25 protein-coding genes and 1 tRNA gene are annotated in these 22154 nt (G+C 62.5%); 9 read left to right on the forward strand and 17 right to left on the reverse strand.

Translation table 11 applies throughout. From position 1 onward, the window contains the following. Positions 1 to 16 precede the first annotated feature (16 nt). The 3 genes from PSV33_RS08890 to PSV33_RS08900 all read right to left on the reverse strand — a co-directional run bounded on the left by PSV33_RS08890 (position 17) and on the right by PSV33_RS08900 (position 2325). Positions 17 to 397, reverse strand: a complete 381-nt coding sequence (locus tag PSV33_RS08890) for a hypothetical protein (protein WP_300560728.1) — start codon at positions 395 to 397, stop codon at positions 17 to 19. Between the two features lie 261 nt (positions 398 to 658). Next, positions 659 to 1345, reverse strand: a complete 687-nt coding sequence (locus PSV33_RS08895) for a Crp/Fnr family transcriptional regulator (protein WP_300560729.1) — start codon at positions 1343 to 1345, stop codon at positions 659 to 661. A 44-nt stretch (positions 1346 to 1389) separates the two neighbouring features. Then, complete coding sequence (locus PSV33_RS08900; protein ID WP_300560731.1) at positions 1390 to 2325, reverse strand: crotonase/enoyl-CoA hydratase family protein; 936 nt, start codon at positions 2323 to 2325, stop codon at positions 1390 to 1392. Positions 2326 to 2678: 353 nt separating this feature from the next. On the opposite strand from PSV33_RS08900, the gene PSV33_RS08905 reads away from it, so the two are divergent. Then, positions 2679 to 3080 (forward strand): hypothetical protein, encoded by a 402-nt coding sequence (locus PSV33_RS08905; RefSeq protein ID WP_300560733.1) that lies wholly within the window; start codon positions 2679 to 2681, stop codon positions 3078 to 3080. Between the two features lie 15 nt (positions 3081 to 3095). On the opposite strand, the gene PSV33_RS08910 is transcribed toward PSV33_RS08905, so the two are convergent. The 3 genes from PSV33_RS08910 to PSV33_RS08920 all read right to left on the reverse strand — a co-directional run bounded on the left by PSV33_RS08910 (position 3096) and on the right by PSV33_RS08920 (position 5738). After that, positions 3096 to 3425 carry a hypothetical protein gene (locus PSV33_RS08910; RefSeq protein ID WP_300560735.1) on the reverse strand — a complete coding sequence of 110 codons (330 nt, stop codon included), beginning with the start codon at positions 3423 to 3425 and terminating at the stop codon, positions 3096 to 3098. Further along, positions 3422 to 4225, reverse strand: coding sequence for a hypothetical protein (locus PSV33_RS08915; protein WP_300560736.1), 804 nt, complete (start codon positions 4223 to 4225; stop codon positions 3422 to 3424). The genes PSV33_RS08910 and PSV33_RS08915 overlap by 4 nt, the downstream gene beginning before the upstream one ends. Before the next feature lie 151 nt (positions 4226 to 4376). Then, complete coding sequence (locus PSV33_RS08920; RefSeq protein ID WP_300560737.1) at positions 4377 to 5738, reverse strand: GNAT family N-acetyltransferase; 1362 nt, start codon at positions 5736 to 5738, stop codon at positions 4377 to 4379. Here PSV33_RS08920 and PSV33_RS08925 point away from each other — a divergent pair. Both PSV33_RS08925 and PSV33_RS08930 read left to right on the forward strand, forming a co-directional pair. Next, a complete protein-coding gene (locus PSV33_RS08925; RefSeq protein WP_300560739.1) occupies positions 5737 to 7425 on the forward strand; it encodes an NAD+ synthase in 1689 nt (562 codons plus the stop codon). The genes PSV33_RS08920 and PSV33_RS08925 overlap by 2 nt on opposite strands. 154 nt (positions 7426 to 7579) lie before the next feature. Then, positions 7580 to 7918 (forward strand): P-II family nitrogen regulator, encoded by a 339-nt coding sequence (locus PSV33_RS08930; protein WP_096665314.1) that lies wholly within the window; start codon positions 7580 to 7582, stop codon positions 7916 to 7918. Positions 7919 to 8051: 133 nt separating this feature from the next. Here PSV33_RS08930 and PSV33_RS08935 read toward each other — a convergent pair whose 3' ends face one another. From PSV33_RS08935 to PSV33_RS08965, 7 genes are all read right to left on the reverse strand, one after another. Then, complete coding sequence (locus PSV33_RS08935) at positions 8052 to 8639, reverse strand: TIGR00730 family Rossman fold protein (RefSeq protein WP_300560741.1); 588 nt, start codon at positions 8637 to 8639, stop codon at positions 8052 to 8054. After that, positions 8636 to 9076 (reverse strand): diacylglycerol kinase, encoded by a 441-nt coding sequence (locus PSV33_RS08940; RefSeq protein ID WP_300560743.1) that lies wholly within the window; start codon positions 9074 to 9076, stop codon positions 8636 to 8638. Before PSV33_RS08940 ends, PSV33_RS08935 begins: the two co-directional genes overlap by 4 nt. 68 nt (positions 9077 to 9144) lie before the next feature. After that, complete coding sequence (locus PSV33_RS08945) at positions 9145 to 9666, reverse strand: RDD family protein (RefSeq protein WP_300560745.1); 522 nt, start codon at positions 9664 to 9666, stop codon at positions 9145 to 9147. Positions 9667 to 9769: 103 nt separating this feature from the next. Then, positions 9770 to 10438, reverse strand: coding sequence for a DUF3106 domain-containing protein (locus tag PSV33_RS08950; protein WP_300560747.1), 669 nt, complete (start codon positions 10436 to 10438; stop codon positions 9770 to 9772). 117 nt (positions 10439 to 10555) lie between these two features. Beyond that, positions 10556 to 10984 carry a DUF3619 family protein gene (locus PSV33_RS08955; RefSeq protein ID WP_300560749.1) on the reverse strand — a complete coding sequence of 143 codons (429 nt, stop codon included), beginning with the start codon at positions 10982 to 10984 and terminating at the stop codon, positions 10556 to 10558. Continuing rightward, positions 10981 to 11547, reverse strand: coding sequence for an RNA polymerase sigma factor (locus PSV33_RS08960; protein WP_300560751.1), 567 nt, complete (start codon positions 11545 to 11547; stop codon positions 10981 to 10983). The genes PSV33_RS08955 and PSV33_RS08960 overlap by 4 nt, the downstream gene beginning before the upstream one ends. Beyond that, a complete protein-coding gene (locus tag PSV33_RS08965) occupies positions 11514 to 11729 on the reverse strand; it encodes a hypothetical protein (protein ID WP_300560752.1) in 216 nt (71 codons plus the stop codon). The genes PSV33_RS08960 and PSV33_RS08965 overlap by 34 nt, the downstream gene beginning before the upstream one ends. A 117-nt stretch (positions 11730 to 11846) precedes the next feature. On the opposite strand from PSV33_RS08965, the gene PSV33_RS08970 reads away from it, so the two are divergent. The 6 genes from PSV33_RS08970 (at position 11847) to pbpG (ending at position 19380) form a co-directional block, all read left to right on the forward strand. Further along, positions 11847 to 13628, forward strand: coding sequence for an acetolactate synthase 3 catalytic subunit (locus PSV33_RS08970; protein WP_300560754.1), 1782 nt, complete (start codon positions 11847 to 11849; stop codon positions 13626 to 13628). Between the two features lie 103 nt (positions 13629 to 13731). Beyond that, positions 13732 to 14223: an acetolactate synthase small subunit gene (gene ilvN / locus PSV33_RS08975; RefSeq protein WP_096665291.1), complete on the forward strand. Its 492-nt coding sequence runs from the start codon at positions 13732 to 13734 to the stop codon at positions 14221 to 14223. 140 nt (positions 14224 to 14363) lie between these two features. After that, entirely contained in the window at positions 14364 to 15380 is a 1017-nt protein-coding gene (ilvC, locus tag PSV33_RS08980) for a ketol-acid reductoisomerase (RefSeq protein WP_300520291.1), read from the forward strand. 175 nt (positions 15381 to 15555) lie between these two features. Then, a complete protein-coding gene (pssA, locus tag PSV33_RS08985) occupies positions 15556 to 16368 on the forward strand; it encodes a CDP-diacylglycerol--serine O-phosphatidyltransferase (protein ID WP_300560756.1) in 813 nt (270 codons plus the stop codon). A gap of 217 nt (positions 16369 to 16585) precedes the next feature. Further along, positions 16586 to 18124 carry a 2-isopropylmalate synthase gene (locus PSV33_RS08990; protein WP_300560757.1) on the forward strand — a complete coding sequence of 513 codons (1539 nt, stop codon included), beginning with the start codon at positions 16586 to 16588 and terminating at the stop codon, positions 18122 to 18124. A 194-nt stretch (positions 18125 to 18318) separates the two neighbouring features. After that, positions 18319 to 19380 (forward strand): D-alanyl-D-alanine endopeptidase, encoded by a 1062-nt coding sequence (gene pbpG, locus PSV33_RS08995; RefSeq protein WP_300560759.1) that lies wholly within the window; start codon positions 18319 to 18321, stop codon positions 19378 to 19380. 100 nt (positions 19381 to 19480) lie between these two features. Here the strand turns inward: pbpG and PSV33_RS09000 are convergent, their stop codons facing one another. From PSV33_RS09000 to PSV33_RS09015, 4 genes are all read right to left on the reverse strand, one after another. Then, positions 19481 to 20272, reverse strand: a complete 792-nt coding sequence (locus PSV33_RS09000; RefSeq protein ID WP_300560760.1) for an IclR family transcriptional regulator — start codon at positions 20270 to 20272, stop codon at positions 19481 to 19483. Between the two features lie 90 nt (positions 20273 to 20362). Next, positions 20363 to 21124, reverse strand: a complete 762-nt coding sequence (locus PSV33_RS09005) for an arginyltransferase (protein ID WP_300560762.1) — start codon at positions 21122 to 21124, stop codon at positions 20363 to 20365. Continuing rightward, a complete protein-coding gene (aat, locus tag PSV33_RS09010; RefSeq protein ID WP_300560764.1) occupies positions 21121 to 21894 on the reverse strand; it encodes a leucyl/phenylalanyl-tRNA--protein transferase in 774 nt (257 codons plus the stop codon). Before aat ends, PSV33_RS09005 begins: the two co-directional genes overlap by 4 nt. 124 nt (positions 21895 to 22018) lie before the next feature. Next, a tRNA-Asn gene (locus PSV33_RS09015) sits at positions 22019 to 22094 on the reverse strand. Positions 22095 to 22154 lie beyond the last annotated feature (60 nt).

Below are 22154 nucleotides of genomic sequence, written 5' to 3' on the forward strand. Positions count from 1 at the left end.
GTGCCGTCTGCCGCCGTCAGTCTTCGAACAGGTATTCCACCTCGCCCAGCCAGCGTTTTTCAATGAGGGTCAGGCTGGCCCGCCTGCCGGCTTGCACCTTGCGGCCTACGGAACTGCGAAACGCCGCGCCGGTCGTTTCTTCCAGCCACCGGTCGGCCGTGTCGTCCGGAAATTCCAGTCCGAGCTTTTCGCCGACCTCGATGCCGCTGTCGCAGCTGTGCCTGAAGGCCAGCAGCAGTGACATCGCCAGACGATGGCGGCCTGCTGCACAGTGAAACACGCCTATCGACCTGTCGTACACAAAAGGCAGGCTCAGGTCGGCAAGGTGAAGAGGCTGGGGTTCCTGGGCGCCAGCCTCCACCAGCATCTGCCATTGTTGCGGTGTGAAATTGATCATGGCTCCTTGACTGGGTAGTGGCGCTGTCGCTTTCGCGGGAACATGGCTTGAATCATCGGTGACACCTCAGTGTAGGAGGCTTGTCCGGTTTTGTCCCGGTCTGGGAGCCTTTTGACCGGCCTGCAAGTGTGCTTTATTCACAGGGGCTTCAGCTGGGGTGTGCTTGCGCCAGACTCACCGGCGCTTGTGTTGAGCACGATACCCGCACCGCGCATGAAGGTCGCCGTCCACCGATTCAGTTCAATCAGGGGTGCGCCTTTGTCAGACAGCGTTGCCGTAGGCGGTCAGTTCCGCAAGCCTGACGACCTGGATGTTTTTGAACTCCACGCGAATATGTCCGAGTTGCACCAATACCTGCAGGCAGGCGTTGGTGCGCTGTCTGGACAGGCCGCAGATAAGTGCCAGGTCGTGCTGGGTGATGTCCAGTGCACCGCCTGCATGGCCCTGCATGTGACTGCACAGCGTGGCCACGCATTTCGCAACGCGCTGTTCTGGTCCGAGCAGGCGGTCTGCTTCCAGCGTGGCGATGAAGGAGCTCATTCTTGCGTTCATGAGATCCTGCAAATAGTGGTTGAAGGGCAGGCTGACGTCGCGCAAATGGAGGAAGGTATCAATCGGAACCAGCGCAATGCGGGAAGGGCGCAAGGCGATGGCATCGTAGCGGCGGCGCTCCCGCTTGAGCAGCGAGCCCTCTCCGCACCACTGCATTTCATCGACGCAGCCGAGTGTGGTTTCCCGGCCGTCGGAGCCCATCACGGACATCTGGACCAGGCCCCTGATCACGCCCATCCAGTGAATCGAATGATCGCCGGCACGCACGATAAAGCCGCCTGCCGGCACCAGCTTTTCCGAGGAGGAGCGTTGTACGAGTTGCTGCTGCTTTTCTTCCAGGGTGATGTACCACGGGGTTTGCTCCAGCACCCGGCTCAGTGGGGGATCATCAGGCATGTGGCTCGGTCTCAAAGGGGGCGTGAGGGCTGGAGGGCGCTGGCCTAAAGCTTTGCCCGCGCCTGCGCCAGTCTGGCTTCCAGTTCGCGCACCAGGGCACGGGCTTCGTCGCCTTCGGGTATGGGCCGGCCACTGTCGCGCCATTCGACCGCGTTTTTGAAGCCTTCCACCTGGGCCTGGCGCCGGAACCACATGCCTTCCGGGTTGTGCCGGGTGATGCCGTCAAACACCGTGGCAAACATCTGGGTTTGCTCCAGGCCCATCGACAGCCACACCTGGTTGACCACCAGCTTGTGCATGGCCAGGTGCGATTTGGGCACGCCGGCGATACGGCGCGCCAGCGCCTGGGTGGCGGCGTCAAGCTCGGCTGCGGGCACGGACAGGTTGGCCAGTCCCCATTCGGCCGCCTTGGCTCCGTCGATGGTGTCGCCGGTGAACATCAGCTGTTTGGCCCGGATGGCGCCGATGCGGTAGGTCCACATCGCTGTGGTGGGGCAACCCCAGACGCGGGTGGGCATGTAGCCGATGCGGGCGTCGTCGGCCATCACCAGCAGGTCGCAGCACAGCGCGATATCGCTGCCGCCGGCCACCGCGTAACCGTGGACCTTGGCAATCGTCGGCTTGGAGCAGCGCCAGAGGGCCATGAACTCGTCGGTGTTGCGCTTCATCAGCGCATAGTCCACCATCGGGTCCCAGGGGGTTTTCTCCTGTCGGCACGGGTGGTCGTCCACGATGTTGGCCGGGTCCTGCCCTTCTGCGTATTCGTTCAGGTCGTAGCCGGCGCAGAAGGCGCGGCCTTCGCCCTCCACGATGATGACGTGCACTTCGTCGTCGGCTTCGGCCCAGCGCACCGCCTGTTGAATGTCGGACGGCATGGTGCTGCTGATGGCGTTGAGTTTGTCCGGGCGGTTCAGCCGCAGGCGGGCAATGCGGGGTTCCTGGTCGTCCTTGTGGATGGTCACACTGTCAAAAGCGGGCATGGAGGTCTCCTGAGGGTAGGGGCAGTGGCTGGCCCGCCTGCGCTGCGGCGGCCTGCTTTCACTATAGTCACCATGCGCAGCGCCGGTTGTCATTGCAACGACAGGTCAGTCAAGGGGTTTTCCCTTGCCAGCTGTGCGGTCACTGCGAAGTGACGCCAGCTTGCCCGCAGCACCGGATTCACCGGCCGGCATGGCGGCTCGCCGTTGGGCCCTGTTCACAGAGTTGCCTCTGGGGGCGTTGCCGTCATGGTAGGGTGAGCATCTGTGTCCGCACGCTGCCGCTTCCTGCGGCTTGCGGCTTGCGGCTTGCGGGTGCAGGCGCTCAGTGTGATTGATTCCCGAAAGGTGGCTGTATGGCGATAGGCTGGTTGACGGTTTTGCAGAGCGTGCCCTGGGCCGAGGTGGTGAGCAATGCACCCAAGGTCGCTGCCGGCGCGAAAAAACTGTGGAACGCGGTGGGCAGGAAACCTTCCGCCAGCGCGCAGGTTTCCGACGCCACCGAGGCGGCGGTGTCGCCCGAGGTCCGTGCCATCACCGCCCTGACCGCGCATATCAGTGAGCTGGAAACGGCAACAAAAGAACTGCAGGAACAGATGCTCGCTTCGTCGGAGCTGATCAAGGCGCTGGCCGAGCAGAACACGCAGCTGATTTTGCGCATCGAGACGCAGCGCCGCCGCATGGCGTGGCTGGCTGCCGCGGTGGGGCTGGCCGGTATGGCTGCGCTGGCCAGTCTGGGGCTGTTGCTGGTGCGCTGACGGGCCGCTGCGGGCTCAGAGCGGAATGATTTCGAAGCGGGCCTCACCCATGTCGCGGCCCAAGGGGCGAAATGCGGCGAGGATGGCGTCGGCTTCGGCGTTCTCCCACAGCGCGATGACCTGCTCCTCGGCTTCGGACGCCTTTCCGTCCAGCGGCAAATCCTCGTTGATCGATTGCACCAGCATGTAGGTCTGCAGGGAAGGCAGCACCTGGTCGGGGCCGCCCAGGGAAAACTCAAGCGACATGCGAAAACGCAGTTCCGCCGCTGCGCGTTCGTCGGGGCTGAGGCTGGGGCACTCGACGAGATTGACCTGGTAATGGCCGGTGCCGGCTTGCTTGTTCATGATGCTTCTTTCTCCTGTTGGCTGCTGTCGACATCGCCCAGCAGACCCTGTTCGTCATCGCGCAGACCGGCCACGGGGGTCGCCTTGGCCAGCGCGACCCATACACCGAAAGGCAGCTGCTGGCGGGCACGCCGCGGCGCGGCGCGGGCCACCACCAGCCGCTGGCCTTCGAGCTGCATCACGCCGCATTCCGGCGGGATTTCTTCGGCGGCGGCAATGGGCCGGCCTTTGGCGTCGCAGCCCAGCACATACCAGCACTCGCCGCCCAGGTCGAGGTAGGCGCCGCGTTTTTCGGGTCGGCGCAGGTCACCCAGCAAATCGGAGCGCCGTACCTTGATCTCGTGGACGACGGGCTCGACGTAGGCTTCCACCGAGGTGTTGCGGATGGAAAACACGTCCGGCCGCACCAGACACCAGCGTGCGGCGGCGCCGTCGGCCAGTGGCGGCAGCTGCGCGCGCAGGCTCAAGGCCCGCCAGGTGATGCGGCCCGCGCGCACCATCTCGCAGGCCACGCGTTCGACCAGTGCCTCGTGCGCCGACAGGGCCGCGCGGTTGCGCACCAGCGCGGCGGCGAGGCAGGCCACGCCGGCGTCGGTGAGACGCAGGGTTTCGTGGCCTGACGGGCCGCCGACACGCTGCAGCAGGCCAGCGGCCAGCAACTCGATTTCCATCGGGTCCTGGCAGGGCCAGCCGGCAGAGCGGTAGATCTCGCGCAGGCGCCGCGCATGGGCGCGGCCCAGCACGGTGGGCGGGTCGGCAAGCGTCGCGGGGCCGAGTGCGGCGGCGGGGGCGTCGAGCATGAAAAAGGGTTGTCGAAAAGGGCGTGAAACAGGCTGGGCCAGAGGGGGGGGCAACAAGGCGGAAGAAGGAGCTTAAATCAACTGGGTCTATACGCCAAATTGGCCTCTGGCCGAAGGGGGGAAAGCGCAGACAGCTATCAATACTGTAGCGTCACGGGGAGCCAGGGCCGCCGGGCCCGGCCTGCCGGAACGGGTTGCGCCGCTCCAGTTCTTCCATGTAACCGGCCATGCCCTCACCCTCGCGCTCCAGGAAACGCTCCACCGCGTCGGCAAACGCCGGGTGCGCCAGCCAGTGGGCGCTGGTGGTCTTGACCGGCAGCAGGGCGCGCGCCATCTTGTGCTCGCCCTGGGCGCCACCCTCGAAGCGCTGGTAGCCGTGGATGATGCACCATTGCAGTGGCTGGTAATAACAAGCCTCGAAGTGCAGGCAGTCGACGCGCTCCAGCGCACCCCAGTAGCGGCCGTAGGCAACCCGGGTCGATGGAATAGAGTCAAATTGGCCTTCAGCCCTTGCTCCACCTGCGCTGACAGCTATCAAACTTGTAGCAATTGGCGCGCCATCGCGCTCCGCCACAAACAGCAGCCAGTTCTCCGGCATGGTGTCCTGCATACGCTGGAAGAAGTCGCGGCTCAGGTAGGGCGCATTGCCGTGTTCGTAGTAAGTGCGCTCATAGCAGCGGTAAAAAAAGTCCCAGTCAGCAGCGCTGATGTCTTTGCCCAGCGACCAGCGAAAGCGCACGCCGGCTTCCAGCACCTTGCGTCGTTCCTGACGGATTTTTTTGCGCTTTTCCTGGCTCAGCGACATCAGGAAGTCGTCGAAGTCGCGAAAAGGACGGCCTTTCTCTTCTTCACCAGCCGGGGCCGCGGATCCGGCTTCGCCGGTCCGCAGGCGCAGCGCCCCCTCGGGCGGTAGCGCAGGACACGTGGTGACACGCGTGGGGGCTCTATTGGTCCAGTGGAATTGCACGTTGTGCCGCAGCATCAGCCCGGCTTCCTCGCAGGCGGCTACGTCCTCGTCCGTGGCAAATAGCAGGTGCAGTGAGGACAGTTTCTCTTCGCCGCACCAGGCCACCAGTGCTTTCACCAGCAAGGCGCGCGATTTGTCATCGCGCGCCAGCAGTCGCGGGCCGGGCACCGGCGTGAAGGGCGGCGCCACCAGGGCCTTGGGGTAGTAGGGCAGGCCGTGCTGATGGTAGGCATTGGCCCAGGCGTGGTCGAACACGTACTCGCCGTAGGAATGGTCTTTCAGGTACAGCGCGCAGGCGCCGACCAGTTGCGCACCCAGCGACAGCATCACAAAACGCGCGGTCCAGCCGGTTTGCGGGGTGGCACTGCCGCTTTCCAGCATGGCCGCGAGGTATTCATGGCGCATGAAGGGGTTCAGGCTGGCGTCACCCGGCTGCGCCGCGAGCAGGGCGTTCCAGTCGGCGGCCGGGATCTGCAGCGGCGAATCCAGCACGCGGATGACATAATCGTTTTCAGCCACAGCACCAACCGTTTTTTCTTTTTTCATGACTCTCAACATCTGCGTTGCCCAATTGAACTACTGCGTTGGCGACATGCCGGGCAACGCGAAAAAAATCATTGATGCGGCACGCGCTGCCTATGCCGACGGTGTGCGCCTCATGCTGACACCCGAGATGGCGATCTGCGGCTACGCCGCCGAAGACCTGTTTCTGCGCCGCTCTTTCATCGCAGCCTGTGATGATGCCGTGAATCTGGTGGCCCGGGAGCTGGCCGGGTTAAAGGGCTTGACGGTGGTGGTGGGCACGCCGACCCACGGGGACAGTGGCCGCGGCCTGCGCACCCGCAGCGTCGAGGTACAGCAGCGCCACAACGCGGCCCGGGTGCTGCGTGAGGGCGCCGTGATTGCCACCTACGCCAAGCGCGAGCTGCCCAACTACCAGGTGTTCGACGAGCGCCGCTATTTCACGCCGGGCCAGGGTGTCTGCGTGTTCGAGGCCGGCGAGGGCGGCGACGCGGTCCGCATCGGCCTGCTAATCTGCGAGGACGCCTGGTTCGAGGAGCCCGCGCGGCTGGCCAAAGAGGCGGGCGCCGAGCTGCTGGCGGTCATCAACGCCTCGCCTTTCCATGTCGGCAAGGGCGGCGAGCGCGAACGCATGATGCGCGAGCGCGTGCTGGCCACCGGCCTGCCCATGGTTTATGCGCATCTGGTCGGCGGGCAGGACGAGATTGTGTTTGAGGGGCATTCGTTTGCGCTGCAGGCCGACGGCACACTTGCCGGCCGGGCCGACAGTTTCAGGGAAAATCTGTTTGTAACCCAGGCACAGCGTGCTCAGTCAGCTATTGAATTGATAGCAAATGTGGTACCCGAACGCAGCGCCGAAGCGGATTTGTGGGACGCGCTGGTACTGGGGGTGCGCGATTACCTCGGCAAAAATGGCTTTCCCGGTGCCATCCTCGGCCTGTCGGGAGGCATCGATTCGGCGCTGGTGCTGGCGGTTGCGGTCGATGCACTGGGCGCCGACAAGGTGCGCACGGTGATGATGCCGTCGCCTTATACCGCCGACATCTCCTGGATAGACGCACGCGAGATGGCGGCTCGTTTGAAGGTGCGGTACGACGAGATTTCCATCATTCCCGAGTTCGAGGCCTTCAAGGCCTCATTGGCGGGTGAGTTCAAGGGCCTGCCGGAAGACACCACCGAGGAGAACATCCAGGCGCGCATCCGTGGCGTGTTCCTGATGGCGCTTTCCAACAAGTTCGGCGCCATTGTGCTGACGACCGGCAACAAGAGCGAAATGGCGACCGGCTACTGCACGTTGTACGGCGACATGGCGGGCGGCTTTGCCGTCATCAAGGACTTGCTGAAAACCACGGTGTTCCGGCTGGCGCAGTGGCGCAACGAGAACGACCCCTACGGCACCGGCAGCAACCCGATCCCGGAGCGCATCATCACGCGCCCCCCCAGCGCCGAACTGCGCGCCGACCAGACCGACCAGGACAGCCTGCCGCCCTACGAAGTGCTCGACGCGATCCTGCAGCGCTACATGGAAAACGACGAGAGCATAGAGTCCATCGTCGCGGAAGGTTTTGACCGTGCCGTCGTCGAACGCGTGACCCGGCTCATCAAGATCAATGAGTACAAGCGCCGTCAGGCGCCCATAGGCATCCGGGTTACCCACCGGAGCTTCGGCAAGGATTGGCGCTATCCTGTCACCAACAAATTTCATGCCTAGATATGGCCCCACGCTTGTCGCTTCGCGTACTGCGCTGCCCCCCCCGAGGGGGCCGCTGCGCCTGCGGGCCGGCGGAGCCGGACCCGCGGCCCCGGCTGATGAAGAGATGCCCGTCTATCAGGCTTCGACAATTTAAAACCAACGGAGATATTCAGTGAAACAAATTACCGCCGTTCTCAAACCCTTCAAGCTCGAAGAAGTCCGTGAAGCCCTGGCCGAATGCGGCGTGACCGGTCTGACTGTCACCGAAGTCAAGGGTTTCGGCCGCCAGAAAGGCCACACCGAGCTCTACCGTGGCGCCGAGTACGTGGTCGACTTCCTGCCCAAGGTCAAGGTCGAGGTGGTGGTGAAAACCGAGGATGTGGACCGCTGCGTGGACGCCATCGTGCGCGCTGCACGCACCGGCAAGATCGGGGACGGCAAGATTTTCATCACCAGCGTCGAGCGTGTGGTGCGCATCCGTACCGGGGAAGAGGACGAAGCCGCGGTCTGATGCGCCCCCACGCTTTTCACTTCGTGTAATGCGCTGCCCCCCGAAAGGGCCGCTGCGCCTGCGGACTGGCAAAGCCAGATCCGCGGCCCCGGCTGGTAAAGAGATAGCCTCCGTGAGGCCTTAGGCAAATGCTTTAGATCTGGTCGAGCCGCAGGCCTTCGGGCGCCATGCCTGCGACCTGCACCAGTTGCTCGAGCAGGGCCGCCGGTTCGCCGGCGACATGAATCAGGTCCATCTGCCAGTCGTTCATGAAGCCGCTGCTGACCGAGGTGGCCAGAAAAGCCAGCAGGTGGTCGTAATAACCGTTCAGGTTGAGGAGGCCGACCGGTTTGGCGTGGTAACCGAGCTGGCGCCAGGTCCAGACTTCAAAAAATTCTTCCAGCGTGCCGATGCCGCCGGGCAGCGACAGGAAGGCATCGGCGTGTTCGGCCATGATGCGTTTGCGCTCGTGCATGGTGTCCACGACGTGCAGTTCGGTGCAGCCGGTATGGGCCCATTCCTTCTCCACCAGCGCCTTCGGGATCACACCGATCACGCGGCCGCCTGCGGCCAGGGTGGCGTCGGCAACAACACCCATCAGCCCATTGCGCCCGCCGCCATAGACGAGTTGGCCGCCATGCTCACCTATCCACTGGCCGACCTGGCGCGCGGTGTCGGAAAATGCCGGGTCCGTGCCCGGTCGCGAGCCGCAATAGACGCAGACGGAAAAAGCGGGTGTCATGCGAGAAACCTCTGGAACAGCGCCATTCCCCAGATACCCGCGCACAGCAGCAGGCTCAGCAGCACGGCGGCACTGCCCATGTCCTTGGCGCGTTTGGACAGGTCGTGCCACTCCGGGCCGATGCGGTCGATCGCGGTTTCTATGCCGGTGTTGAGCAGCTCGATGATCATCACCAGGATGACCGAGCCGGCCAGCAAGGCAGTTTCAACCCAGCTGCGGCCCAGCCAGACGGCGGCGGGAAGCAGCACCAGCGAGGCGATGGCTTCCTGGCGAAAGGCTGTTTCCTGCCATCCGGCCCGCAGGCCCGCCACCGAATAGCCGAAGGCGTGCCAGACGCGGTTCAGGCCTTTGCGGTCTTTCTGGGGATTGGCGGGCTGGGGGACGGCCGGGGAGTCCTGAAGTGGGAGGGGAGATGCGGTGGCAGCGGATTCAGGCATGGGCCGATTGTCGCGCAGCTCTGTGACGGTGGGATGCGGCTCTTGCATGGCAAAGGCAGCGCGAGGCGTCAGGCGGCCCGGGCTGGCGCGCCGGCGGGGAGGCTGGAGACCAGACGGGTGCCGGCCAGTGCATCGTGCCAGAACTGCCGGTCCGGGTGAAAGCGCGACAGGATCGCCCAGATGGCGATCCATCCGCCGGCCAGCACGAGCGCCTGGCGGACGTCCAGCCCGAGCAGCCAGCTCACGGCCAATGGCGGCAAAAACCAGAGCCAGCTCAGGGTGTAACGCACAAAGGCACGTTTCTGGCTCACGGCCTGCCCCTGCAGGTCGGTCAGGCGGATGTTCCAGGTCTTCATGGCCAGGGTCTGGCCTTTGGCCCAGAACCAGACGAAGTAAATGCCGAACACGACAAACAGGAAGGCCTGCTGGGCGTTGCGGTTGTCCATGGCGTTGCGCGTCTGGCTCAGGGTGCTGAACAGGTAGTCGGCAATGAACACCACGCCGAACATCAGCATGCCCTCATACAGCCAGCAGGCCATGCGCCGGCGCAGGGAGGGGGTGGGAAGGCGGTTGGCGGGTGAGTCTGTCAATTTGATCGCGTTCAGGTCAGGTCGGTGAAAGACGGCCGGGCCGGCGCGGCCAAATCCGCAGGTGGATCGTGCCGGGCCAGCACAGCGGCTGTGCCCTGGCGGTCTACGGCTTGGCCGGTGACACGCCGCCGGGCGCGGCGGCCGGCAGGGTGGCCGACCGGAGGTCCGGTTGCACGGCAACGGGCGGCGTCGCCGTGATTTTAGTCGCTGGTTTGCCCTTTGGCTTGTCGGCGCGCGAAGGCACCGTTGCCAGTTTCTGGGCCGCCACCGGTCTGGCCGCAGGGGCCGCGCCGGCCGGCTTGGGAGGCGCCTTGGCGGCCAGCTTGCGCTTTTCTTCTTCGCTGAGCGCCTGGTAAGCCTGCCACTTGGCCTGTTTTTCTTCAGCCGTGAGTTCTTTGGACAGCTCTTTGGTTTTTGCGAAATTCAGCCGCGCCTGGGCGCGCTGCTGCGGGCTGAGCGCCACCCATTCCTTCATGCGCCCCTGCATCTTGACCTGTTCTTCGGTGGAAAGCGCCGGATAACTCTTGGTCATTTGCAGCCATTTGCGCTTGTGGGTCTGGCTCAGCTTGTTCCAGGTGGGCGCCAGCGGCTGGAGGATCTCGCGTTCCACCGCACTCAGCTCGGTCCAGAGCGGGCTCGAAAAAGTGGCCTGGGCAACCACGGTTCTGGCGGGTAGCGCTGGCGCTGCGACGGGCGCGGGCGTCTGGGCGCGGGCGCCCGTCGCCAAGGCACCGAAGACCAGGCAGAGCAGCCCAAGCCATGCCGGCAACATCCGGGACTGCCGGGCATGAATCAGGGTGAGACCTGCGGGTTGCAGAAGCGCAGGATGGCGGGACAGGCTTAGAGGCATCGATGTAAACGTCTTTCTGCGCAAGGGCGCACCCGGCCCCTAGCGGCTGACCTTGAGAAACTGCACAAATCCGGGGTCGGAAAAGGCGTCGGGTGGCAGATCGTCAGTCAGCAAGGCGGAGTCCACCTCGGCCAGTTCCTGGACGAAGCTGTCGGTTTGCAGGGAGTTGATCGCGAGCAGTCCGACAACCAGGGCGATCAGGGGCAGGACTGATCCGATCCGGTACCACAGGCCGAATCTCTCGCCAGAACCCCAGCTCAGCACCGACCCGGTGCCGCTGGCGGCGGTCACGGCGGCGGTCTGTACCCTGGACACCTTCCGGGCGGCCACGGCCTGCGCACGGGCGGCGCGCAGCCGCTCGGAAATGTCGTACGGCAGGTCCGCCGCACCTGCGGAGAGGTAGGACGCGGTTTTCAAGCCATAACGGTCCTGCAGGATTTCGGTGCGTTTTTGCAGTGAATGGTTCATAGTTTTATTCCCTTGGCGGCCAAAGCCTTGCTGAGTGCGTGAACGGCCCTCGAGCAATGCGTTTTCACACTGCCCTCGGAGCAACCCATGGCAGCAGCTGTTTCAGCAACATCCATTTCCTCCCAGTAACGCATCAGAAAGGCTTCTCGTTGACGACCCGGCAGTTCCTTGATCTCTACCTCGATCTGCCGCAAGATTTGCGCCCGCTCGGTCGCGTCCTGGGCGCTTTCCGTGCCCTCAGAGTTGGTTGAAGCCTCTAAAGTTTCAAGCAGATCGAAATCGCCGTCATCCCCGGCGGACTCAAAGTCGCTCATGTTCGAAAACAGGGCGTTGCGCGTCTTGCGGCGCCGGAACCAATCCAGCGTGGTGTTCGACAGGATGCGCTGGAACAGCATGGGCAATTCGGCCGCGGGTTTGTCGCCGTAGTGCTGGGCCAGCTTCATCATGCTGTCCTGAACGATGTCGAGCGCCGCCTCGTCGTCGCGGACATGGTAGACGCTGCGCTTGAAGGCGCGCTTTTCAACGTTTTTCAGGAAATCGGAGAGTTCTTGTTCAGTTGCCAAGGGAATGCGTCCCGATTTGTCCCAGCGTCGTCGTTGTTGTGTTTCCGGGCGAGTTGAAGCGTCCGAAGCTGCAAAATTATCGCATCAAGCATGGTTCCGGCCGGAATTTTTTCCATTCTCCGCCGGGCACGCGCCGCCGGATGCGATAATGCGAGTTGCAATTCAAACAGCAAACGGGTCATGACCCGGCGGGATATGTTTCCGCCCATGGTTTTGGCCTCAAGTCTCGACGCTACTCCACAAGAGTGGGCGAAGAGGCACCCAAGGTATTTCGTTAGAGAAATTCACAAAGGTTCATCATGGAAATCACAAAAGCCGAACTCGCTTCGGCATCAGCGGCAGCTGCTGCCTCTTCAACTCCGCAAGAACTCCGCGGCGCGGAAATCCTCATCAAGGCCCTGCAGGCTGAAGGTGTGAAGCATGTCTGGGGTTATCCCGGCGGCGCCGTCCTGCACATCTACGACGCTTTCTACAAGCAGGACACGATCCAGCACGTGCTGGTTCGCCATGAGCAGGCGGCTGTCCACGCGGCTGACGGTTATGCCCGCGCCACCGGCGAAGTGGGCGTGGCGCTGGTCACTTCCGGCCCCGGCGTGACCAATGCCGTCACCGGCATTGCGACGGCCTACATGGACAGCATCCCGATGGTGATCATCACCGGTCAGGTGCCCACACACGCGATTGGCCTGGATGCCTTCCAGGAGTGCGACACCGTCGGCATCACGCGTCCCATTGTCAAGCACAACTTCCTGGTCAAGGACGTGCGGCAGATGGCCGACACGCTGAAAAAGGCCTTCCACATTGCGCGCAGCGGCCGGCCCGGTCCGGTGGTGGTGGATATTCCCAAGGACGTCTCGTTCAACAAGACGCCTTACGCCGGTTACCCGCAAACCGTCGAAATGCGTTCCTACAACCCGGTGCGCAAGGGCCACGGCGGGCAGATCCGCAAGGCGCTGCAGTTGCTGATGACGGCCAAACGCCCCTACATCTACACCGGCGGCGGCGTGTTGCTGAGCAATGCCTCGCAGGAGCTGCGCACACTGGTGGACATGCTCGGTTACCCCTGCACCAACACCCTGATGGGCCTGGGCGCCTATCCGGCCAGCGACAAAAAATTCCTCGGCATGCTGGGCATGCACGGCACCATCGAAGCCAACAACGCGATGCAGCACTGCGACGTGCTGCTGGCCGTCGGTGCGCGTTTTGACGACCGCGTGATCGGCAACCCGAAACACTTTGCGCAGAACGAACGCAAGATCATCCACATCGACATCGACCCGTCGAGCATCTCCAAACGCGTCAGGGTGGACATCCCCATCGTTGGCGACGTCAAGGACGTACTGACCGAGTTGATCGCGATGATCAAGGAGTCCGGCCTCAAACCCGATGGCAATGCGCTGGGCGGCTGGTGGGAAACCATTGAAGGCTGGCGCAAGCGCGACTGCATGAAATACAGCCTGGGCAAGGGCGACGTGATCAAGCCGCAGTACGTGGTTGAAACCCTGTGGAACATGACCAAGGACGCCGACACCTACATCACGTCCGACGTGGGTCAGCACCAGATGTGGGCTGCGCAGTATTACAAGTTCGACGAGCCGCGCCGCTGGATCAATTCCGGTGGCCTGGGCACCATGGGTGTGGGCATTCCCTACGCCATGGGCATCAAGCTGGCCAGGCCGGACAGCGAGGTGTATTGCATCACCGGGGAAGGCTCGGTGCAGATGTGCATCCAGGAGCTGTCCACCTGCCTGCAGTACAACACGCCGATCAAGATAGTCTCGCTGAACAATCGCTACCTGGGCATGGTGCGCCAGTGGCAGGAAGTGGAATACGCGGGCCGCTACAGCAGCAGCTACATGGACGCGCTGCCCAATTTCGTCAAGTTGGCCGAGGCCTATGGTCACGTCGGCATGCTCATTGAAAAGCCGCAGGACGTTGAGCCCGCGCTGCGCGAGGCGCGCAAGCTCAAGGACCGCACGGTGTTCATGGACTTCCGCACCGACCCCACCGAGAACGTGTTCCCGATGGTGCAGGCCGGCAAAGGCATCACCGAGATGCTGCTCGGGTCTGAAGACCTGTAAGCGGCGCACACCATTTTTTCAACCGTCACCTGACGAATCTATTGCCTGCCGAGCCCGCGCATTACCGTGCGCGGGGGAGGGCAGCGAAAAGAGGAATCTTTCTATGAAACACATCATTGCAGTTTTGCTGGAAAACGAGCCGGGCGCTCTTTCCCGCGTGGTCGGCCTGTTTTCGGCGCGCGGCTACAACATCGAAAGCCTGACGGTGGCGCCGACCGAAGACGCCAGCCTGTCGCGCATGACCATCCAGACCACCGGTTCCGATGACGTGATCGAACAGATCACCAAGCACCTGAACCGGCTCATCGAGGTCGTCAAGGTGGTGGACCTGACCGAAGGCTCCTACACCGAACGCGAACTGATGATGGTCAAGGTCCGCGCCGTCGGCAAGGAGCGCGAGGAAATGAAGCGCATGGCTGATATATTCCGCGGACGGATCATCGACGTCACCGAAAAGAGCTACACCATCGAGCTGACCGGCGACCAGTCCAAAAACGACGCCTTTCTGGAGGCGATTGACCGCAGCGCCATCCTGGAAACCGTGCGTACCGGCTCCAGCGGCATTGGCCGCGGCGAGAGGATTCTGAGAGTCTGATTTTCAGTGGTCCGTGCGCGCGTTTCGACAGGCTCAACGCGAACGGATTTTGACAGTGGCGATATGTATTGACCGTTCGCCCTGAGCCTGTCGATGGGCATTTTCGCCAGAACCTGCAGATAATTTCTTCGGAGAGAAAAATGAAAGTTTATTACGACAAAGACTGCGACCTGAGCCTGATCAAGGGCAAAACCGTCGCCATCATCGGTTATGGCAGCCAGGGTCACGCCCACGCCCAGAATTTGAACGACAGCGGCGTCAAGGTTGTGGTCGGTTTGCGCAAGGGCGGTGCTTCCTGGCCCAAGGTCGAAAAAGCCGGCCTCAAGGTCGCTGAAGTGGCCGATGCCGTCAAGGCGGCCGATGTCGTGATGATCCTCTTGCCCGACGAGCAAATCGGCGCTGTCTACAAGAACGACGTGGCTCCCAACATCAAGCAGGGCGCCTCGCTCGTGTTTGCCCACGGCTTCAACGTGCATTACGGTGCCGTGATCCCGCGCGCCGACCTCGATGTCTGGATGGTCGCGCCCAAGGCTCCCGGTCACACCGTGCGCAACACCTACACCCAGGGTGGCGGTGTGCCGCACCTGGTGGCCGTGCATCAGGACAAGAGCGGCAAGGCCCGTGACCTGGCTCTGAGCTACGCCATGGCCAACGGCGGCGGCAAGGCCGGCATCATCGAAACCAACTTCCGCGAAGAAACCGAGACCGACCTGTTCGGCGAGCAGGCCGTCTTGTGCGGCGGCACCGTCGAGCTGATCAAGGCTGGTTTTGAAACGCTGGTGGAAGCCGGCTACGCGCCGGAAATGGCCTACTTCGAGTGCCTGCACGAGCTCAAGCTGATCGTTGACCTGATTTATGAAGGCGGCATTGCCAACATGAATTACTCGATCTCCAACAACGCCGAATACGGTGAATACGTGACCGGCCCGAACATCGTGACCTCGGCCACGAAAGAAGCCATGCGCAAGTGCCTGAAGGACATCCAGACCGGCGAATACGCCAAAAGCTTCCTGCTGGAAAACCAGGCCGGTGCGCCAACCCTGTTGAGCCGCCGCCGCCTCAATTCGGAGCACCAGATCGAAATCGTGGGCGAAAAACTGCGCGCCATGATGCCCTGGATTGCCAAAAACAAGCTGGTCGACCAGACCCGCAACTGACGGAGCTACCGGGCCTCTTCAGGCCCGGTCAGGTTCAGCGTCAAGCCGCGCAGGCCACCTGCGCGGCTTTTTTTATTGTTGCGCCCGACCGTTTGGTATCCTCTGGGCATGACTGAATCACTCTCTGCACCGTACCCCGGGCGCACCTCTTTTTCCGAAACGCGGAGCACCTTCCATGCATGACGGCCACGACCCTGATATCGAGGCCGCGGAAGCTGTTCCGCGCAAGCGGCGCAAGGGCATTTACATCCTGCCCAATCTGTTCACGCTGGCCGGGCTGTTCGGCGGTTTTTACGCCATCGTGATGGCCATGAACGGCCGCTTTGACCAGGCGGCGATCGGGGTATTTGCCGCCATGGTGCTTGACAGCCTGGATGGTCGCGTGGCGCGCATGACCAACACCCAGAGCGCTTTTGGCGAGCAGATGGATTCACTGGCCGACATGGTGTCGTTCGGTGCGGCGCCGGCGCTGATTGCCTATGTATGGGCGCTGACGAGCCTGGGCCGCTGGGGCTGGATTGCGGCGTTTGTCTACTGCGCCTGCGCAGCACTGCGGCTGGCCCGGTTCAATGTCAACACGGCGGTCGTCGACAAACGTTTCTTTCAGGGCCTGCCCTCACCGGCGGCGGCGGCGCTGGTCGCCGGCTTCATCTGGCTGATGACCGAGGCCGGCGTGCGCGGCGAGGAAGTTCGCTGGCTCATGTTTGCGCTGACCCTGTACTCGGGCCTGACCATGGTTACCAATGTGCCGTTTTACAGTTTCAAGGACGTCAGCCTCAAGCGCAGCGTTCCGTTTGCCGTGATCGTTCTGATTGCCCTGGGCATTGCCGTGATCAACATCGACCCGCCCACCGTCATGTTTGGCCTGTTCGTCATTTACGGCCTGTCCGGCTATGTGCTGTATGGCTGGCGCAAGGCCAAGGGTCAGCAGACCAGCGTGATCTCGACCTCGACCGACGAGCCCGATGAGCGCGGCCTGCACAAGTAGGCGGCGTCCGATTTCCTCCGGCCGGGCCCGGCTCACAATTTGTGGTACATTGAATTCCATGAAACGAATTTCGCTCGCACTATCGCTACTGGACCGACACGGGCTCAGGCGATAGCGCACGCGCGCGATTCCAAACGGCCCGTATGCAAACGCAGCGGGCCGTTTTGTTTTGGGCTGCGTTTTTTGATTACCAGATCGACCTCTCAGGAGAACAAGCATGGCAGATAAATTGATCATTTTCGACACCACCTTGCGTGATGGTGAGCAGTCGCCCGGTGCCTCGATGACGCGCGATGAAAAGCTGCGCATTGCCCGCCAGCTCGAGCGCCTGCGTGTCGATGTGATCGAGGCCGGCTTTGCCGCCAGCTCCAACGGCGACTTCGAGGCGGTGCAGGCGATTGCCAATGCCATCAAGGATTCCACCATCTGCTCGCTTTCGCGCGCCAACGACCGGGACATTTCCCGCGCGGCCGAGGCCCTCAAGGGGGCCAACAACGCACGCATCCACACCTTCATTGCGACCAGTGCCCTGCATATGGAGAAGAAGCTGCGCATGAGCCCGGAGCAGGTGCTGGAGCAGGCCAGGCTCTCGGTACGTTTTGCGCGCAACCTGGTGGCCGATGTCGAGTTCAGCCCGGAAGACGGCTACCGCAGCGATGTCGACTTCCTGTGCCGCGTCATCGAGGCCGTGATTGCCGAGGGTGCGACCACGATCAACGTGCCCGACACGGTCGGCTACGCCGTCCCCGAGCTCTATGGCAACTTCATCAAGACACTGCGCGAGCGCGTCCCCAACAGTGACAAGGCCATCTGGTCGGTGCATTGCCACAACGACCTCGGCATGGCCGTGGCCAATTCTCTGGCGGGTGTGAAGATCGGCGGCGCGCGTCAGGTCGAGTGCACGATCAACGGCCTGGGCGAGCGCGCCGGCAACTGCTCGCTCGAAGAAATTGTCATGGCCGTGCGCACGCGCAAGGACTATTTCAACCTGGAGATGAACATCGATCCGGTGCATATCGTGGCGGCCAGCCGCATGGTCAGCCAGACCACCGGGTTTGTGGTGCAGCCCAACAAGGCCGTGGTCGGCGCCAACGCCTTTGCCCACGCCTCGGGCATCCATCAGGACGGCATGCTGAAGGCGCGCGAGACCTACGAGATCATGCGTGCCGAAGACGTGGGCTGGAGTTCCAACAAGATGGTGCTGGGCAAACTCAGCGGGCGCAATGCCTTCAAGCAGCGCCTGCAGGACCTGGGCATCCAGATGGAAAGTGAAGCCGACACCAACGCCGCGTTTGCCCGGTTCAAGGAACTGGCCGACGGCAAGAGCGAGATTTTCGACGAGGACATCCTGGCGCTGGTCAGCGACGAAAGCGTGACCCACGAGAAGGAGCAATACGGCTTTGTTTCGTTGTCCCAACACAGCGAAACCGGCGAGCGGCCACAGGCGACGGTGGTTTTCACCGTTGACGGCAGGGAAGTCCGCGGCGAGTCGGATGGCAATGGCCCGGTGGATGCCTCCCTCAAAGCCATTGAAACCCATGTCAAAAGCGGGGCGGAGATGGTGCTTTATTCCGTAAACGCAATCAGCGGATCCACGGAGAGCCAGGGGGAAGTCACGGTGCGTCTGCAAAACAGTGGGCGTGTGGTCAACGGTGTCGGCGCGGATCCCGACATCGTGGTCGCTTCTGCCAAGGCCTATCTGAGTGCCCTGAGCAAGTTACAAAGTAAAGCTGACCGGGTTGCAGCCCAGGGTTGATTCGAAAATATTCTAAAAAACCTTTTATATTCAACAGTTTAGTAAAATTTTGTGGTTTTTTTCACGCCCGAAAACCACTTGGAACATGTCTTCACTGTTGCGTTTAGGAAAGTCACGCAAGCTTTTGATATTGCGTGACTTTTTCTATTTGTATACACTGCGGTTTCGTATTAATCGCATCTGGAGACGAATCAATGTCCATCACGCTGAATTCGATTTTCAAACAGACCTTACAGGTCGTTGGAATTCTTACCTTTTCGGCCGCCTTGATTTCGCCTGCTGCGGACGCCGCCACCGCGAAGCGCCAGATCGTTAAAAAGTCACACGCCGCCAAGACGGTGTCGAAAACGGTGATTTCCAGCCGGAAAAGCACCCGTTTCGTTTCCAAATCCCCGCGCAGGTCCGTGGTGATCGTGGCCTCGCCGCCCCGGTTGTCATATGGCCAGCTGGCGGGCCTGCACAGTGCACAGGACCCTCTTGACCTGAAATCCAGCGTGGCCCTGGTGATCGATCAGGACACCCGGGAAGTGCTGTTCAGCAAAAACGACCATGCAGTGCTTCCCATCGCTTCGCTCACCAAGTTGATGACGGGCGTGATCATCAGCGGTGCGCATCTGCCGATGGACGAAACCATCACCATCACCCAGGACGACGTCGACACCGAAAAGGGCAGCAGCTCCCGCCTGCGCGTGGGCGCCAGCCTGACCCGCGGCGAACTGCTGCATCTGGCGCTGATGTCCAGCGAGAACCGTGCCGCGCATGCGCTGGGCCGCACTTACCCGGGCGGCTTGTCCACCTTCGTGGGCCTGATGAACGCGAAAGCCAGAATGCTGGGCATGAAGGACACCCGTTATGTGGAGCCGACTGGTTTGTCCAGCCAGAACCAGTCCAGCGCCCAGGACCTGGCGACGCTGGTCAACGCCGCCCATGCCGACCCGGTTCTGCGCGAGTTGTCCACCTCGACCGGTTACCAGGTTGCCGTCGGGCGCCAGACCCTGCAGTACAACAACACCAACCGTCTGGTGAAAAATCCCGAGTGGGAAATTGGCCTGCAAAAAACCGGCTACATCTCAGAAGCCGGCCAATGCCTCGTCATGCAGACCAAAATTGCAGGGCGCAAGCTGATCATGGTTTTTCTTGATTCGGCCGGCAAATTGAGCCGCCTCGGTGACGCAGAGCGCGTTCGCCGTTGGGTGGAGTCCCAACCGGTCAACGCACCTAAAATAAGCGCCACCGCCCAGCCCAATAACGGCTGAGCCGCGGTTTTCCCGCTGGCCGGACAACCGGTCGGTCCGCTGGGAATGCTACTAAAAGTGTAGCTGCCAGCGCACGAGGGGCAAGGGCCCGGGCCCGTTTTTATTTGAAATTGTTGGGCTTGTAGCCCAGCGCCGCCGAGATCTCGCTCGCGGTGGACTGCAGTTTGGGCAGCCAGTTTTCATCCAGCCGGTCGGCCGGTGCAGAAATCGACAGTCCCGCCACCAGCTTGCTCTGGTCGTCGTAAATGCCGGCGGCCATGCAGCGCACCCCCAGCTCCAGTTCCTCGTTGTCGCGGGCAATGCCGTACTGGCGTGCCTTGGAGAGCTCGCGCTCCAGAACCGCCAGCTGGGTGATGCTGTTTTTGGTCTGGCCGGGCAAGCCGGTGCGGGTGGCATACGTGCGCAGCCGCTGGGGATCATCAAACGCCAGAAACAGTTTGCCGACCGACGTCAGGTGCAGCGGCGCGCGTCCGCCGATGGCGCGCACTACCTGCATGCCCGAGCGTTCGCTGTAGGCGCGTTCGACGTAAATGATTTCATCGCCCTGACGCATGCTCAGGTTGACCGGTTGCTGGATCAGCCGATGCAGTTCACGCATGGGCGTGAGCGCCGCGTCGCGCACGCTCAGGCGTGCCTTCACCAGGTTGCCCAGTTCCAGCAGGCGCATGCCGAGCCGATAGCTACCGGCCACCGGCCGGTCTACAAACCGGCCTGTGGCCAGGTCGTTCAGGATGCGGTGCGCTGTCGACGGGTGCAGGCCGGATTTCTCGCTGATTTCCTTGAGCGAGACGGCTTCCTCGCGGCCCGCCAGAATCTCCAGCAGGGTGAACATTCGTTCAATGACCTGAACAGTGGGTTTGGCGGGTGAGGCGAGGGAATCTTGCTTTTTCATGGGGGGGCGACCTTCACCAGATTTTAGCTGGTGAAATCAGCGCACCGTTGCCGGTCGCCGCGTTGCCTTGACCTGTCTCACGGGCGGTACTCAGGTCGCGCTGGCTGGCGCCGGGGTCGCGGAGTCCACCCATTGCCCGTCGGCCAGGATCTGGTTCGGCAGAAACCGGGCCTTGTAGCTCATCTTCGGGCTTTCGGCGATCCAGTAGCCCAGGTACACATGCGGCAAGTCCAGTTGCCGGGCCTGCTCAATTTGCCAGAGCACGCTGTAGGTGCCGTAACTGGCGTGTACGTCGGGCTCGTAAAACGTGTACACCGCCGACACGCCGTCTTCCAGCACGTCGAGGATGGACACCATTTTCAGCGCCCCGGCCTCGCCATTGGGCAGCGTGTCGCGAAACTCCACCAGGCGCGAGTTGACGCGGCTTTGCAGCAGAAACTGCGTGTACTGGTCGATGCTGTCATGGTCCATGCCGCCGCCGGCGTGGCGGCCGTTCTGGTAGCGCAGGTAGAGCTGGTAGTGTTCGGGCATGAAGCACAGCTTGAGCACACGGACCTGCAGCGCCTGGTGCTGCTTGAGGGCGCGGCGCTGGCTGCGGTCTGGCTTGAAAGTAGCCACCGGCACGCGCAGGGGCACACAGGCCTGGCAGCCGTCGCAATAAGGACGGTAAGTGAACATGCCGCTACGGCGAAAGCCTTTGGTCACCAGCTCTGAGTAGGCGGCGTTGTGAATCAGGTGGCTGGGGGTGGCGACCTGCGAGCGGGCCTGCCTTCCCGGCAGGTAGCTGCAGGGGTAGGGCGCTGTTGCGTAAAACTGCAGCGTCTGAAGGGGCAGGTCTTTGAGGTGCGTCACGTCGTCTGGTCGTTCGGTGGGCTGGCCGTCAGTAGCTGCTTCCAGTATAGGACGTCGAACTCCCAGCGGGGTGAAGCCTGGGCCGCGAGGGTGGCCACCTGCCGGGCAAATTCCCCGCGGGGAATTTCTGCAGCCCCTAGCGAGGCCAGGTGCCGCGTGTTCTGCTGACAGTCAATCATGGGCAGGCCTCGAGCCCGACAGAAAGCCACCAGCGCCGCCAGGGCTGTCTTGGACGCATCGGTCTGGTGGGCAAACATCGACTCGCCAAACACCATGGCACCCAGGTTGACGCAATACAGCCCGCCGACGAGCTGGCCGTTCACCCAGGTTTCCACGCTGTGGGCATAGCCGGCGTGGTGCAGGGCGGTGTAGGCCTTGACCATGTCCGGCACGATCCAGGTGCCCGGCTGGCCGTCGCGTGGCGTGCTGGCGCAGGCGTGGATCACCTCCGGAAAAGCCGTGTCAAAACGGATCTCATGACCGGATGAACTGATAAAACGCATCAGGGTTTTGCGCAGCGAGCGGTGCAGCTTGAAGTCCTGGGTACGCAGCACCATGCGCGGGTTGGGGCTCCACCACAGGATGGGCTGGCCGACCCCGAACCACGGGAAGATGCCCAGCGCATAGGCTTGCCGCAAGCTTGCCACGTCCAACGACCGCCCGGCGGCCAGCAGGCCGGGAGCCGGATCACCCTCAGCCCATGCCGTTTCCACCGGCGGAAAGGGTTCGTCCGCATCCAGCCAGGGCAGGGGGTGGGGTGACTTGCGCATGGCGGGTGGGTGAGGCGGGTGGGCGTGCTGAGCGCACGGGCCGGCGGCGCATGGACAACACCTGCAAATGGTAACCCCGCCAACGAAAAAAGCCTGGACGTTGTGCACGTCCAGGCTTTAAATTTGGCTCCTCAACCTGGGCTCGAACCAGGGACCTACGGATTAACAGTCCGGCGCTCTACCAACTGAGCTATTGAGGAATACAGCCTAAGATTATAGCCTGACTTTTTCGGACTTCTGGCTCAGGATTGAACTCGGGG

The sequence above is a fragment of the Polaromonas sp. genome, from assembly GCF_029945895.1.
Lineage (GTDB): Bacteria > Pseudomonadota > Gammaproteobacteria > Burkholderiales > Burkholderiaceae_C > Polaromonas.

Bases quoted from the DNA above. Each gene is read 5' to 3' on its own strand.
- PSV33_RS08955 (WP_300560749.1), bottom strand. From the start codon at position 10,984: ATGAACCATTCACTGCAAAAACGCACCGAAATCCTGCAGGACCGTTAT.
- PSV33_RS08940 (WP_300560743.1), bottom strand. From the start codon at position 9,076: ATGCCTGAATCCGCTGCCACCGCATCTCCCCTCCCACTTCAGGACTCC.
- pssA (WP_300560756.1), top strand. From the start codon at position 15,556: ATGCATGACGGCCACGACCCTGATATCGAGGCCGCGGAAGCTGTTCCG.
- PSV33_RS08905 (WP_300560733.1), top strand. From the start codon at position 2,679: ATGGCGATAGGCTGGTTGACGGTTTTGCAGAGCGTGCCCTGGGCCGAG.
- aat (WP_300560764.1), bottom strand. From the start codon at position 21,894: ATGCGCAAGTCACCCCACCCCCTGCCCTGGCTGGATGCGGACGAACCC.
- PSV33_RS08925 (WP_300560739.1), top strand. From the start codon at position 5,737: ATGACTCTCAACATCTGCGTTGCCCAATTGAACTACTGCGTTGGCGAC.
- PSV33_RS08900 (WP_300560731.1), bottom strand. From the start codon at position 2,325: ATGCCCGCTTTTGACAGTGTGACCATCCACAAGGACGACCAGGAACCC.
- PSV33_RS08970 (WP_300560754.1), top strand. From the start codon at position 11,847: ATGGAAATCACAAAAGCCGAACTCGCTTCGGCATCAGCGGCAGCTGCT.
- pbpG (WP_300560759.1), top strand. From the start codon at position 18,319: ATGTCCATCACGCTGAATTCGATTTTCAAACAGACCTTACAGGTCGTT.
- PSV33_RS08920 (WP_300560737.1), bottom strand. From the start codon at position 5,738: ATGAAAAAAGAAAAAACGGTTGGTGCTGTGGCTGAAAACGATTATGTC.
- PSV33_RS08890 (WP_300560728.1), bottom strand. From the start codon at position 397: ATGATCAATTTCACACCGCAACAATGGCAGATGCTGGTGGAGGCTGGC.
- PSV33_RS08915 (WP_300560736.1), bottom strand. From the start codon at position 4,225: ATGCTCGACGCCCCCGCCGCCGCACTCGGCCCCGCGACGCTTGCCGAC.
- PSV33_RS08950 (WP_300560747.1), bottom strand. From the start codon at position 10,438: ATGTTGCCGGCATGGCTTGGGCTGCTCTGCCTGGTCTTCGGTGCCTTG.
- PSV33_RS08965 (WP_300560752.1), bottom strand. From the start codon at position 11,729: ATGACCCGTTTGCTGTTTGAATTGCAACTCGCATTATCGCATCCGGCG.
- ilvC (WP_300520291.1), top strand. From the start codon at position 14,364: ATGAAAGTTTATTACGACAAAGACTGCGACCTGAGCCTGATCAAGGGC.
- PSV33_RS08910 (WP_300560735.1), bottom strand. From the start codon at position 3,425: ATGAACAAGCAAGCCGGCACCGGCCATTACCAGGTCAATCTCGTCGAG.
- PSV33_RS08935 (WP_300560741.1), bottom strand. From the start codon at position 8,639: ATGACACCCGCTTTTTCCGTCTGCGTCTATTGCGGCTCGCGACCGGGC.
- PSV33_RS09000 (WP_300560760.1), bottom strand. From the start codon at position 20,272: ATGAAAAAGCAAGATTCCCTCGCCTCACCCGCCAAACCCACTGTTCAG.
- PSV33_RS08990 (WP_300560757.1), top strand. From the start codon at position 16,586: ATGGCAGATAAATTGATCATTTTCGACACCACCTTGCGTGATGGTGAG.
- ilvN (WP_096665291.1), top strand. From the start codon at position 13,732: ATGAAACACATCATTGCAGTTTTGCTGGAAAACGAGCCGGGCGCTCTT.
- PSV33_RS08895 (WP_300560729.1), bottom strand. From the start codon at position 1,345: ATGCCTGATGATCCCCCACTGAGCCGGGTGCTGGAGCAAACCCCGTGG.